The organism is Halobellus sp. LT62, from assembly GCF_037031285.1.
GTDB classification, from domain to species: domain Archaea; phylum Halobacteriota; class Halobacteria; order Halobacteriales; family Haloferacaceae; genus Haloquadratum; species Haloquadratum salinisoli.
Map to the genome: position 1 here is coordinate 981222 of NZ_JAYEZO010000001.1, position 13248 is coordinate 994469.

The following is a 13248-nucleotide window of genomic DNA, read 5'->3' on the forward strand; positions in this document are numbered from 1 at the left end:
TTATGTATCCTCTATAACTATCTCCACGCTATCAATTTTCCAGCGGCGAGCAGCTCTCTTGTCGGCATACCGTGACGCAATTCAGTTCTGCGCTGAGCGCTATGCGAGAGGCGCAATCACGAACACGCGGCGGGTCGGAACTTCGCGGCTCGGGGTCGGTATCCTCACGGTCCTCGGGCCCGTGTTCCAACCGTGGACGACGTAACCGACATCTACCGGGAGTACGGCGACGCGCGACTGCCGCCCGGACAGCGCGAGACCGACGACGTTCCGGTCCTCTCGAAGAGCGGAACGCCGTCGTGGACGCCCGAGACGTGGTCGTTCGACGTCTGGGGGGCCGTCGACGACGAGTGCACGTTCGATATTGACGAGTTCCGAGCGCTCCCGTCGACGACGCAGCGACAGGACTTTCACTGTGTCACGGGCTGGAGCACGTTCGACTGCGAGTTCACGGGCGTCTCGTTCCCGACGATCGCAGCGCGCGCGGGCCTCTCAGACGACGCGGTTCACGTGATGTTTCACGCGCTCGACGGGTACACGACCGACCTACCGCTCTCGGAGTGCCTCCGTGACGAGGTCCTGTTCGCGTACGAACTGGACGGTGAGCCTCTTCCGGAACCGCACGGCGGGCCGCTGCGCGTCGTGACGCCGCACAAGTACGCCTACAAGGGCGCGAAGTGGGTCGACGGCGTCGAGTTCCTGACCGAGACCGAGCGCGGATACTGGGAGCGACGGGGGTACTCGGCGTCGGCCAACCCGTGGGAAGAGGAGCGCTACGGGTGATCACTCGTCTGAAAGCGGAACCCGTGGCGGTCCAACGGCCGCGGCGACGCTATAGTCAAATAAAAGAGCGTGGCGTCCGCAGAACGGGTAATGGAATCGCTGCGGGCCGACACGGCCGAAACCGATCTCGTCAGCCGATCGGTCCCTATCGCGGTGCCGTCGTTTCGCGCGGTCCTCCGCGGAGCCGACGCGCCGCGGACTGTCTGGAGCGCACCCGGAGAAGCCACCGTCGTCGGGAGCGGCACGGCGGCGACGCTGACCGCTGATGGCGCGGATCGGTTCACCTCGATTCGAGAGGCCGCGGAGTCGATTTTCGCCTCCGGTAACGTCCACGCGGGGACCGAGGCCGCCCGTCCCCGGCTGTTTGGTGGGTTCGCGTTTCACGCGGGCGGCGCTTCGGGGTCGCCGTGGGAGGACTTCCCCGGCGCTCGGTTCGTGCTCCCGCGCGTGCAGGTCACGTGGACCGACGACGACGCGTGGTTGACGGTCAACGCTATTGATCCCGATGGGGATGCAGTAGCCGTCGAAGACCGGCTCGACGCCGAGCGCGAGCGTGTCGAATCGCTCCCGACCGACGAACCGACTGTCGGGCCGCCGGGCGTCAGTACTCGGCGGCGAACCACCGCGCTCCGAGACTGGCGAACCGGTGTCGACGCCGCGGTCTCGCGGATACGCTCTGGGGAGCTGCAGAAAGTCGTGCTCGCGCAGGCGCTCGACGTCGATCTCGCGGGCGAGCTCTCCCTGCCCGACGTTCTCTCGCGGTTGGGGCGGACGTATCCGGAGTGTTATCGCTTCCTCGTCGAGCCCGAACCGGCGGCGTCGCGGCCGCAGCCGTCCTTTTTCGGCGCGACGCCGGAACGGCTCGTCTCGCTCCGCGGTCGAACCGTCGAGACCGACGCGCTCGCGGGGACGACCGGTCGCGGGGAGACCCCGGCGGAAGACGAGTGGCTGGCCCAAGAGCTCGCACGCGACGAGAAGAACGCCCACGAGCACGAACTCGTGGCCGAAACGATCGAAGCCCAGCTCTCGCCGTTCGCCGGGACCGTCAGTGCCGGTCCCCGGCGAATCAAGCGACTCGCGACGGTCCAGCACCTCTGGACGCCGATCACGGCCACCCTCGACCGCGACGAACACGTGCTCTCGCTGGTCGAGGCGCTCCACCCGACGCCCGCGGTCGGCGGCCTGCCGCCCGAGAAAGCGTTGGAGACGATCCGCGAGACGGAGCCGTTCGACCGCGGCTGGTACGCCGCGCCCGTTGGCTGGATCGACGCCGCGGGCTACGGCACGTTCGCGGTCGCGCTCCGCTCGGCGGTCGCCCGCGGCGACGCCGCCACGCTGTTCGCGGGCGTCGGTATCGTCGCCGACTCGGATCCCGACCGCGAGTGGGACGAGGTACAGCTGAAGTACCGACCGATCCTCGACGAACTCGAACGGGACGAGGGATGAGCCGGGACCCGAACCGCAACACGCTCTGGGCGCGCGCGTTCGTCGACGAGCTCGCGGCCGCGGGCGTCGATGCCGTCTGCATCTCACCGGGCAGTCGCTCGACGCCGCTGACGGTCGCGTTCGACCGACACGAGGACGTCCGCGTCTTTTCGCACCTCGACGAGCGGTCGTCGGCGTACTTCGCGCTCGGTCGCGCCAAGCGAACCGGCGATGTGACGCCGCTCGTCTGCACGTCGGGGACGGCGGCCGCGAACTATCACCCGGCGGTGATCGAGGCGTCGCAATCGCGCGTCCCGATGCTGCTCCTGACGGCTGACCGTCCCCCCGAGATCCGAGATTCGGGCGCGAACCAGACGATCGATCAGGAGAAGCTCTACGGCGACGCCGTGCGCTGGTATCGCGACGTCGCCGAACCGGAGGCGACGCCGCGAAAGCTCCGGTCGCTCCGGACGACGGCCGCCCGCGCGCTGGCGCAGGCGACGGGCACGCCCGCGGGACCGGTACATCTCAATTTCCCGTTCCGGAAGCCGCTGGAACCGACGCCCGTTGAGGGCGACGTCCCGGCGGATCTCCCACCGCTCGCCAGCGAGGGACGAGACGGCGGCGACCGCCCGTTCGTCGATACCACCGCGGGCGTCCCGGAACTCGACGACGACGCGCTCCGAACGCTCGCCGAGGAACTCTCGGAGCCGCGCGGACTGCTCGTCGTCGGCCCGAGCGACGCGCCGGGCATCGATCCCGAGGCCGTCGCCGCGTTCGCGCACACCAGCGGATTCCCCGTGCTCGCGGACCCGCTCTCCGGCGTCCGCTACGGCGGTCTCGTCCGCACGACGCCCGTCATCGGCGGCTACGACGGCTACCTCACAGACCGCGTCCGCGAGGCGTGGCCGGACCCGGACGTCGTCGTCCGAGTCGGGGCGTCGCCGACGTCGAAACCCCTCCGCGAGTACCTCGCGAGCGTCGATTCCCGGCAGTACGTCGTCGATCCGGCGGCCGGCTGGCGCGAGGCGGAGTTCACGGCGACGGACCTCGTCGTCGCCGACCCGTCCCAACTGCTCGGGCGGCTCTCTCGACTCCTCGCGGGGCCGGGAAGCCAGTCGTGGCGCGATCGGTGGACTGCCGCCGATGCCGCCCACCGGGACGCGATCAGGGAGGCGACAGGCTTCTGTGAGGGTCGGATCCTCGCCGACGTGGTCGACCTCGCGCCCGACCCGTCGACGCTTTTCGTCTCGAACTCGATGCCGGTCCGCGACCTCGATCGGTTCGGCGCGCCGACAACGGCGTCTCTCACCGCGCTGGGCAACCGCGGCGCGTCGGGTATCGACGGCATCGTCTCGACGGCGCTCGGTGCCGGCTCAGCGACGACGGACGATCTGACGCTTTTGACGGGCGATCTAGCGTATTATCACGATATGAACGGGTTGCTCGCGCTGGGCCGTTGCGACGTCGAGGCGACGGTCGTCCTCGTCAACAACGACGGCGGTGGCATCTTCCATCTACTCCCGATCGAAGAGTACGACCCGCCCTTCACCCCGCAGTTCGTCACCCCGCACGGCCTCGGCTTCGAGGCGACCGAGGATCTGTACGACCTCTCGTTCGCGCGCGTTGCGGGCGGGAATCGCAACGCCTTCCGCGACGCCTACGCCGAGGCGACGATGAGCGAAGGGTCGCACGTCATCGAGGTGCGGACGGACGCCGAATCGAGTCACGAGATCCGCTCTGGGCTCCGGGAGAAAGCGATCGATCGGGTCCTCGACTCGACGCCGTGAGAGCGCGGGGGACGAAGCGACGCCGAAACGAATCTTTTTGCGGATTCCGGGCACCCATTCGGTATGGTCTCGGAACTCTTCGATTCGACGCGCTGGGAGCAGGTCGACGGCGCGGACGCCTTCGACGACGTCACGTACCACCGCGCGAGCGACGAAAGCGCGGTGCGGATCGCCTTCGACCGCCCCGAGAAGCGGAACGCCTTCCGGCCCGGCACGGTCGACGAACTCTACGCCGCGCTCGACGACGCCCGCAAGCGGGCCGACGTCGGCTGCGTCCTCCTGACGGGGAACGGCCCCTCGAAGAAAGACGACGGATGGGCGTTCTGCGCCGGTGGCGATCAGTCGGTTCGGGGTGACTCGGGGTACGAGTACCGCGCCGACGACGAGGCCGACGAAACCGACGATCCGCTCGTTCGTGAGGCCAAGGCCGGTCGGCTGCACATTCTGGAAGTACAGCGGCTCATCCGGTTTATGCCGAAGCCGGTGATCGCCGTTGTTCCGGGCTGGGCCGTCGGCGGCGGGCACTCGCTTCACGTCGTCTGCGATCTGACGCTCGCCTCCGAGGAGCACGCGAAGTTCCTGCAGACCGATCCCGACGTGGCGTCCTTCGACGGCGGGTTCGGCTCGGCGTACCTCGCAAAGCAGATCGGCCAGAAGAAGGCCCGAGAAGTGTTCTTCCGCGGGAAGACGTACTCTGCAAACGAGGCCGTCGAGATGGGGATGGCGAACGAGGCGATTTCCCATTCCGAACTCGAAGACGTCGCGCTCGAGTGGGCCGACGAGATCACCGATAAGTCACCGACCGCGATTCGAATGTTGAAGTACGCGTTCAATATGGCCGACGACGGCCTCGTCGGCCAGCAGGTCTTCTCGGGCGAGGCGACGCGACTCGCGTATATGACAGAAGAAGCGCAGGAGGGCCGCGACGCCTTCTTAGAGAAGCGCGACCCTGACTTCAGCCAATATCCTTGGCACTACTAAGCACCCACCTTTTTACTGCGGAGGGGTCCTGCGGACCCCTCCGCGCAAAACCCTGTCTTGCTGAGCGGAGCGAAGCAAGGCTCGTGAGACGCGGTGCGTCTCACGGCGGAGGGAAAAAGGCCGCTCGGCTCGCTCCGCTCGCCTCGCGGTGAACGCCGCGCTACGCGCGGCGACGTTTCACCGCAGATTTCTCACTCTATCGATTCTCGAATCGTCGTGACAGGAATCGGGGAACTTCTCACCAGTCTACGCGCGACGTCGCCAAGCAGTAGTTCCTCCAGTCTCGACTGCCCGTGCGCGCCGACGACGATCAGGTCGGCACCGTACTCCTCGGCGGCCTCGACGATCATCGGTGCGACGGGGCCGACCGCGACGCCCGTCTGAACGGTGGCGTCGTACTCTCCGGCGATGGCTTCGGCCTCCGTAAACAGCTCTCGGGCGTGCGCTTTCCGCTCTTCGAGCCACTCTTCCCACAGTCCCGGGTGATCCCCCCAGCCCCTCGAAGCGGTGTCGTCTGAGGCCTTGTCGACGACGAACAACGTCGTGATCGTGGCAGATCCGAACTCCGAGCAGGCATAACGGAGCGCATCCTTCGCGAGTGGGGTACCGTTGTACGGCACCAACACGTGAGTCGGCATACGGGATCGATCGTTTCGAAGGTCTTTGTTATAGTCGCGTTTGCAAGTCTTCACTCACTCTTCGGAGGCCCCACTCACGAGAGTACTACCACCATACTTTACCGAGGACGTCATAAGACGATTCACGCCCAGTTGATTCCGCCTCGGTTGGTGAAACAGCTGAAAGGGAGAGTGTATGTATTGAGCTATCCCCGCAGAATTCCACTCAATCAGTTGTGGACTTATCAACCTGTAGCCAATCGTCCCGGTAAATGGCTACTCACTTCGAGCTGCTTAGTCTCTTTGTGGCGCTTGAGTTCGTGGTAATGGCCTCGGTTGTGCTTTTGTTGGCTCCCCTTGACGTTGCCCTCCCCCTTCTTCCGCTCCTCCTCGTATTCGTGATCGCTTTGCAGAAGTACCGTTCTTAACTTATCCATAGATCCCCTCTCTTGAGCGATTCGCCACCCGTTATCTCACATCCACTCAGGTAGCCGTGCAAGATAGACCACACGAATCTTGCGGCCGGTTCGCATAGACGGGTCATATTCAGCATAATTCGAGGTGGAGCCTCCGACCTCAAGGAGCGAGTGTAGCGAGCGAGTAGGTCGGAGAGGAAACCGACAAAGGACGACGCAACCGCACGACGGTGGCTACCCGAATCCCAAGGTTATAAGAACCGTCAAGTATTAATCTGAAATATGGAGGTGCGTCGAACTGCGCCGGTTAAACTCGTCGTTCCCGATGAGCGGCGCGACGACCTCCACAAATCTGCGCGACAGTTCCTCTACTGTGCGAATCGTGCTGCCAAGTTCTGTTGGGACGACGACTCCTACACGAACTGCATCACTGCGAACTCAACTGCGCGAGACGCACTCTACGCGGAGCTGCGCGAAGAAACTGATCTCACTGCCAACCTCGTTCAAGAGGCCATCCGACGCGCCGTCCAAGCGACGAAAGGGTGCGTCGAACGGTGGAAGCAGGGCAAGCGTGTGAGCCAACCGGAGTTCACCTCGTGGAGCATAGTCTACGATAAGCGAAGCGCCACATTCTACCGGAACAAAGTCTCGCTCTCAACCGTCAACGGGCGTGTTGAGTGCGACTTTGAACTCCCGGCGGACAGCCCAACACCCTACGAACAGTACGTTCTTTCGGAGGGGTACGAGTTCCGGGCGAGCACATTGCAATACGACGAGGTGACCGATGAGTTCTACTTCCACATTACGACCCGGAAGTATGATGACGACGAGCCCGAGGTTTCGGTAGATACCGGGCACCAAACAGTCCTCGGTATCGACCTCGGCGTTAACAGCCTCGCAGTAGCTTCGACCGGTACGTTCTGGCAGGGAGACGACTACGACCATTGGTGCCGCGAGTTCGAGAAGCGGCGTGGTGAGATGCAACAGCGCGGGACGCAAGCCGCACACAACGCCCTACTTCGCCTCGGAAAGCGCGAAGAAGCGTGGCGGAAGCAGTACATCCACACGGTTGCCAATGAGATCGTTTCGGAAGCCGTCGAACACGACTGCGACGTGATCGTGTTCGAAGAATTAACCGACATCCGTGAGCGGCTCCCGCAGGCTAAATGGCACCACGTTTGGGCGTTCCGACGCCTGTACGAGTACGTCTCCTACAAGGCACCAGAACAAGACGTCTCCGTGGAGCAAGTCGAGCAGAACCACACGTCCCAGCGCTGTTCTCGGACGGATTGTGGGTTCACGCACGAATCGAACCGCCACGGAGAACACTTCGAGTGCCAGAAATGCGGCTATGAGGTCAACGCGGATTACAACGCGGCGAAGAATATCGGGCTACGGTATGCCCGAAAGCGGAAACACAGACTCCGCTCCTCGCCCAAGTCGGAGAGCGGAGACGCACCAGTAGACGTGCGTTTGAATGGTGGGATGTTGAACGGCGAGAGTTACCAGCCTATTGCTGGGGACTGATTGCCGGGAGTCCACATCAAAGCCCTACCCTCAAGGACCGAGGCGCAGAGCGCCGAGGGAGTAGGGTAGGGTAGTTTACTCGATCCCAATTACAGAGTCTCCGATAACCCCTGAAAGACGTACAGTCACCCGAATAAGTACGTCTTACCGGAAAATAGCTCTCAATAACTAACCGTGACCCTGTCCGATAGAGACGTGCACTATGCCACTTTATATGGACGTTCACAGGGACGTTGATGCAAGCGTTGAGGAGGTTGTGGAAGCTCACAAAAAGGACCTCGAAACACAGGAAAAACACGGTGTGAAATACCTGAATTACTGGGTGGATGCTGACGAGGGGGCTGTTTTTTGCCTCTTTGAGGGTCCCAGTAAAGAAGCAGGTGAGAAGGTCCATAAAGAAGCTCACGGTCTCACCGCAGACGAGATCTTCGAAGTTGAACAGGGTGAGTGAAGTAGGCCTACCGAGACACCGATAGTAACGCTTGCAACTCTCCCCCACTCGATCGTATGCTGCCGTGCGATTAGATGAGCAATCAGTTGCAAACGATACTTTGGGCGACCTGCACGGTTCAAACGACCTGGTTTCTGACTGACGAAGAAGTGCGTTATTCACGTATCATACCGCGAGGCGAGCGGCTTTTTTCCCTCCGCCGTGAGACGCGCCGCGTCTCACGAGCCTTGCTTCGCTCCGCTCAGCAAGACAGGGTTTTGCGCGGAGGGGTCCACAGGACCCCTCCGCAGTAAAAAGGTGGATGGCAAGGTTCATGCGCTCGCCCGCCTCACAGAGAGCTAATGAGTACGCAGGAGGTCACGAAACGGCAGGCGTGGGTGATGGCCGCGCGCCCGCAGACGCTCCCGGCGGCCGCGTCGCCGGTGGTCGTCGGCACCGGCTTGGCGGTGCACGACGGCGTGTTCGCCGCGTTGCCCGCGCTCGCAGCACTTCTCGGGGCCGGACTCATCCAGATCGGCACCAACTTCGCCAACGACTACTACGATCACGTACAGGGCGCGGACACCGAGGCGCGCGAGGGCTTCACCCGGGTCACCGCCGGGGGACTCATCGACCCCGAGACCGTCAAGCACGCGATGTATCTCACGTTCGCGGCGTCGATCCTTCTGGGCACCTACCTCGTCTACGTCGGCGGCGCGCCGATCGTCGTGATCGGACTGCTCTCGGTCGCGTCAGGGATCGCCTACACCGGCGGGCCGTACCCGCTCGGCTACCACGGCCTCGGCGACCTGTTCGTGTTCGTTTTCTTCGGTCTCGTCGCGGTTGTGGGCACGTACTACGTCCAAGCGGCTGCAGTGCTCGCAGAACCACTGACGCTCGGAATACCCCCCGAGACGCTCCCGCTTGTCGCGGTGGTCGCCGCGCTTCCGATCGCCGCGCTCTCGACGGACATCCTCGTCGTCAACAACGTCCGCGATAAGGAAGAGGACGCGACGACCGGCAAGCGGACGCTCGCGGTTCGGTTCGGATACGGGGTCGCCCGCGCGGAGTTCGTGGCGATGCTGGTGTTGGCGTACGCCGTTCCCGCGTGGTTCCTCCGGCAGCCCGAATACACCGTCGCCGTCGCGCTCCCGTACCTCACGCTCCCGTACGCGGTCGACATCACGCGGACGATGCTCGAAGAGACGGCCGGCGAGGTGCTGAATCCGACACTGGAACGGATGGGTCGACTGCTCGCCGCCTACGCCGTCCTGTTCGCCGTGGGCCTGTCGTTCACGTCACTTCCGTTGTGATGCAGTACGAACCGTTTTCGCTCGATCTGACGACGCCGCTGTCGACATCCCGGGGTGAAATCGAGCGTCGTGAGGGCTTCCTCATCCGCGTCGAGCGCGACGACGTCGTCGGCCTCGGCGAGGCCACGCCGCTGCCCGGGTGGACCGAGTCTATCGAGGAATGCGAGGCGGCGCTCACGGACTGGTCCGAAGCGCGGCAGGTCGAACCCGCTGAAATGGGGGAGACGCCAGCAGCCCGCCACGGAATCGAACTCGCGCAGGTTGACGCTGACGCGCGCGCCGCCGGTGAGCCGTTGGCGACGTTCCTCGCTGATGGGTCCCCGGCGGACTCCGTCCCAGTCAACGCCACCGTCGGGGACGGTTCCGTCGAGTCGACCGCGGGCGCAACCCGTGAAGCCGTCGAATCGGGCTACCGCGCGGTGAAAGTGAAAGTCGGGGCGCGTGATTCCGACGTCGACGCCGCCCGTTTGCGCGCCGCCCGGGAGGCCGCCGGAGACGGCGTGGAGCTCCGCGCGGACGCCAACGGGGTGTGGGACGTCCCGACCGCCGAACGCCTGCTCGACGTCGCCGCCGACCTTGACTTCGCGTACGTCGAACAGCCGCTCGCGGCCGACGACCTCCGCGGGCACGCGGAACTCCGCGGTCGCGGCGTCGGGATCGCGCTCGACGAGTCGGTCGTCTCTGTGGGACCCGACCGCGTGCTCACCGCCGACGCCGCCGACATCCTCGTCTGCAAGCCGATGGCGCTGGGCGGGCCGCGTCGCACGCTCGACGTGGCGCGTCGGGCCGCAGCACGCGGTGTGGACGTCGTCGTGACGACCACGATCGACGCCGTCGTCGCCCGTGTCGGCGCGGTCCACGTTGCGGCCGCGCTTCCGGGAATTTCGGCCTGCGGGCTGGCGACTGGCTCAGTTCTTTCGGCGGACCTCGCTCCCGATCCCGCGCCGGTCGAGGAGGGGTCGATCCGCGTTCCGACGGGGCCCGGACTCGCCGGGGACGCGTTCGCCGCGCTCCGAACGAAGCGGTGACTCGGGAGTGTCAGATCGAGGCGCTCGGGTCGACGCCAGCGAGTATTTGTGATATCGATTCCTGACACGGAGTACGGCACAGCCGACTTCGAAGCAACGCCGCTTGATGGCCGGGCTGTTCGTCTTCGCCGCGATCGTGTTCGTCGCCGGAATCGTCGTGGCGTTCCTCGCGGGCGCACTCTGAAAAGACGTTTGCGGCGTTGAGACGGAGGGGTATCGCGCGTCCTGATAGCATTCTCACCGGACGGTAGCGAGAAGCGATAGACAGGTACGAGACTCCCTCTCAGCTCTCCGGTCGGTGCGTGACGCCCGAGCGCTCGTCCGCGCTCTTCCGCCGAACCGCCGCCGCTGCGTTCGAGGCATCGTAGCCGAAGTAAACGTTCTCGCCGTACGCCTCGGCGACTTCCGTCGCTCCGATGAGGTCGTCGACGTCGACGTCGACAGCGTACAGTTCGACGGAGAAGGACGCATCGAGGGGATCGAGCAGGCTCTCGAACCCCTTGGCGATCGTTTCCAGCCAGTAGGTCGTCGCGTACTCGGTGTCGTACAGCGGTACGACGAACTCGTCGACGTGCTCGGCGAGTGCGTCGACGTCGATTCCGGCGCGCTGATAGAGATGACCGGGGTAGGGGTCGGGGTACAGCGTCAGATACGTCCGACCGGGGATTCGATCGGTCGCTCGGGCGACGAAGTCGGTGATCTCCGCGGCGCGCCACGACTCGCGGTCGTCGTAGTCGCTCTCGGCGAAGCGTCGGTCACACCGCTCGCAGCGGCAGTAGCCCTCGCGCGGGAACCCGACGTCGTCGAGTCGGACGTCGTCGTTCGCGTCCGCGCAGTCGACGACGATTTCGAGGAGGCCGTCGCGATACCGCTCGTGCGTCGGGCAGACGTGCGACCAGTCGAAATACGGCTGCTCGCGCGTCGCGGGGGTTCCGTCCGCGTCGATAGCGACGAGGTCCGGATCGGAACTCACACCCGCGTTGTCGCCGAAACACGAGATCATATTTACCGCCTCGGAGAGCGGCTCTGCGGCCCGGCCGGTCACGTCTTTGACCTCGAAGAAGCCGATGTCGAACTCCGGCCACTCGATCTCCTCGGCGTTGCGCGTGACGACACCGTACATACTCGCGATTCCGGCCCGAACGGTATCAGTCGTTCGCTCCGTTCGCGGTCGGCGTCGAAGTGCTATCGGTCGCCGCAACGACGGCGTGACATCTCATACTACGGCCGCCGTTTCCGCGGGTAGCGCGTCGTGAAAGAAATCAGGTGATTCGACCGATTATTCGTCGTCGACTTCGACTTCGACGGGGTCCTCGCCGCCGGAGACGACGAAGTAGACGAGGGCGATGAGTGACAGTACCAGGATGAATTTCGCTTTTCCGGACATACGAGTAAATACAGCCTCTCGGTACAAAGTGGTTTCCCCTCTCTCCGAACGGGCCCGCGTCGACTCGCGTCAGGACACGTCGAGGCGCGAGGGGACCTCGTCCTCGCGGACGATCTCGCCGCAGTAATCACAGCGAAGTCCGTCGTCGAGGACCATAAACCGGGTTCGGATCGGCTCCTCGGCGTTCGTGATGCAGTTTCGGTTGGGACACGAGAGGACGTCTTCGACGTACTCGGGTCGCTCGATTCGTTTCTTTTCGATCACCTCGTACTCGCGGACGATGTTGATCGTCGCCTCCGGAGAGATCACCGACAGGACGTCGACCTCCGATTGGCTCAGTTCGCGGTCTTCGACCTTCACGATGTCCTTCTTCGCGAGCTTATCCGAGGGGACGTTCATCCCGACGGAGACGCCCTCACCGCCCGAACCGTCGATGCCGAGCAGCGCGAGGACGTTCAGCGCCTGTCCCGCGGCGAGGTGGTCGATGACGGTGCCGTTGCGGATCTTCGAGACGCGGAGCTCTCTGTCGGTGTCGCTCATTGTGCTTCCTCCTCCGACAGCAGCATATCGAGGAGCGCCATCCGGACGGGAACGCCGTTGTGCGCCTGTTGGAAATACTTCGCGTGGTCGGTCTCGTCGACGTCCGAGGCGATCTCGTCGACGCGCGGCAGCGGGTGCATAATCGTCAGGGAGTCTTTCGCCGCCGAGAGGTCCTCGGCGCTGATCTGGTACTCGCCGGCGACCTTCAGGTACTCGTTCTCATCGGGGAACCGCTCCCGCTGGATGCGCGTGACGTACAGGATGTCCAACTCGCCGAGCACCTCGCCCAAGCCGGTGTGCTCTCGCACCTGCGCGCCCGACTCGTGGAGGTCGTATCGGACGCTCCGGGGGAGACGGAGGCTTTCAGGGCTGATGAAGTGCTGGCGGATGTCGAAGTTCGTCAGCGCCGACGCGAGCGAGTGGACCGTGCGGCCGTACTTGAGATCGCCCATAATGCCGACGGTGACGTCGTCGAGCCCGGCGTTCTGCCGCATTGTGTAGAGGTCCAAGAGCGTCTGTGTGGGGTGTTGACCCGCGCCGTCGCCCGCGTTGACGAGCGGGACGTCGACGAACTCCGTCGCCATCTTCGCCGACCCCTCGGAGGGGTGTCTGAGGACGAGCGCGTCGGCGTAACCTTCGAGGACGCGCATCGTGTCGGCCAGCGTCTCGCCCTTCTTCACCGACGAGGACTCGACTGCACCCATATCGATCGTGCGACCGCCGAGTCGTTTCATCGCGGTGTCGAAACTCATCCGCGTGCGGGTGCTCGGCTCGAAGAAGCAGAGGCCGAGAATCGAGCCGTCGTGTCGCCCCTGCCACGCGCTCGGATCGGCGTCGATCTCCGCCGCGCGGTCGAGCACCGCCTCGATGTCGGCCCGCGACAGCTGGGTCGCGGAGATGAGGTGGTCCTGACGCATTGTATGTATCCGCGCTCGGAACCAACTTGAATCGCTCGGGTCGGTGACGGTCGGATCGGGAGAGAGAAGAATCGAGTGAGAGCGCGTTCGATCG

Annotated in this window: 12 protein-coding genes; 8 read left to right on the top strand and 4 right to left on the bottom strand. The window is 64.5% G+C overall.

Annotated elements, in window-relative coordinates:
- The first annotated feature begins 192 nt into the window (after window positions 1-192).
- From U5919_RS04940 to U5919_RS04955, 4 genes are all read left to right on the top strand, one after another.
- Window positions 193-783, top strand: coding sequence for a sulfite oxidase-like oxidoreductase (locus U5919_RS04940; RefSeq protein WP_336022581.1), 591 nt, complete (start codon window positions 193-195; stop codon window positions 781-783).
- A 90-nt stretch (window positions 784-873) separates the two neighbouring features.
- Window positions 874-2229, top strand: a complete 1356-nt coding sequence (locus U5919_RS04945; RefSeq protein WP_336022582.1) for an isochorismate synthase — start codon at window positions 874-876, stop codon at window positions 2227-2229.
- On the top strand, window positions 2226-3998 hold the full coding sequence (gene menD, locus U5919_RS04950) for a 2-succinyl-5-enolpyruvyl-6-hydroxy-3-cyclohexene-1-carboxylic-acid synthase (RefSeq protein ID WP_336022583.1): 1773 nt from the start codon (window positions 2226-2228) through the stop codon (window positions 3996-3998). The genes U5919_RS04945 and menD overlap by 4 nt, the downstream gene beginning before the upstream one ends.
- A gap of 63 nt (window positions 3999-4061) precedes the next feature.
- Entirely contained in the window at window positions 4062-4979 is a 918-nt protein-coding gene (locus U5919_RS04955; RefSeq protein WP_336022584.1) for a 1,4-dihydroxy-2-naphthoyl-CoA synthase, read from the top strand.
- Between the two features lie 191 nt (window positions 4980-5170).
- On the opposite strand, the gene U5919_RS04960 is transcribed toward U5919_RS04955, so the two are convergent.
- On the bottom strand, window positions 5171-5617 hold the full coding sequence (locus U5919_RS04960) for a universal stress protein (protein ID WP_336022585.1): 447 nt from the start codon (window positions 5615-5617) through the stop codon (window positions 5171-5173).
- 677 nt (window positions 5618-6294) lie between these two features.
- On the opposite strand from U5919_RS04960, the gene U5919_RS04965 reads away from it, so the two are divergent.
- The 4 genes from U5919_RS04965 (at window position 6295) to U5919_RS04980 (ending at window position 10310) form a co-directional block, all read left to right on the top strand.
- Window positions 6295-7539: an RNA-guided endonuclease InsQ/TnpB family protein gene (locus U5919_RS04965; protein ID WP_336022586.1), complete on the top strand. Its 1245-nt coding sequence runs from the start codon at window positions 6295-6297 to the stop codon at window positions 7537-7539.
- A 214-nt stretch (window positions 7540-7753) separates the two neighbouring features.
- Window positions 7754-7990, top strand: a complete 237-nt coding sequence (locus tag U5919_RS04970; protein ID WP_336022587.1) for a DUF4242 domain-containing protein — start codon at window positions 7754-7756, stop codon at window positions 7988-7990.
- 380 nt (window positions 7991-8370) lie between these two features.
- Window positions 8371-9282, top strand: coding sequence for a 1,4-dihydroxy-2-naphthoate polyprenyltransferase (locus U5919_RS04975; protein ID WP_425604209.1), 912 nt, complete (start codon window positions 8371-8373; stop codon window positions 9280-9282).
- Window positions 9282-10310: a mandelate racemase/muconate lactonizing enzyme family protein gene (locus U5919_RS04980; RefSeq protein ID WP_336022589.1), complete on the top strand. Its 1029-nt coding sequence runs from the start codon at window positions 9282-9284 to the stop codon at window positions 10308-10310. The genes U5919_RS04975 and U5919_RS04980 overlap by 1 nt, the downstream gene beginning before the upstream one ends.
- Before the next feature lie 283 nt (window positions 10311-10593).
- Here the strand turns inward: U5919_RS04980 and U5919_RS04985 are convergent, their stop codons facing one another.
- The 3 genes from U5919_RS04985 to pyrB form a co-directional block, all read right to left on the bottom strand.
- Window positions 10594-11433, bottom strand: coding sequence for a hypothetical protein (locus tag U5919_RS04985; RefSeq protein ID WP_336022590.1), 840 nt, complete (start codon window positions 11431-11433; stop codon window positions 10594-10596).
- Window positions 11434-11766: 333 nt separating this feature from the next.
- Window positions 11767-12237, bottom strand: coding sequence for an aspartate carbamoyltransferase regulatory subunit (gene pyrI, locus U5919_RS04990; RefSeq protein WP_336022591.1), 471 nt, complete (start codon window positions 12235-12237; stop codon window positions 11767-11769).
- On the bottom strand, window positions 12234-13154 hold the full coding sequence (pyrB, locus tag U5919_RS04995; protein WP_336022592.1) for an aspartate carbamoyltransferase: 921 nt from the start codon (window positions 13152-13154) through the stop codon (window positions 12234-12236). The genes pyrI and pyrB overlap by 4 nt, the downstream gene beginning before the upstream one ends.
- Window positions 13155-13248: the final 94 nt, after the last annotated feature.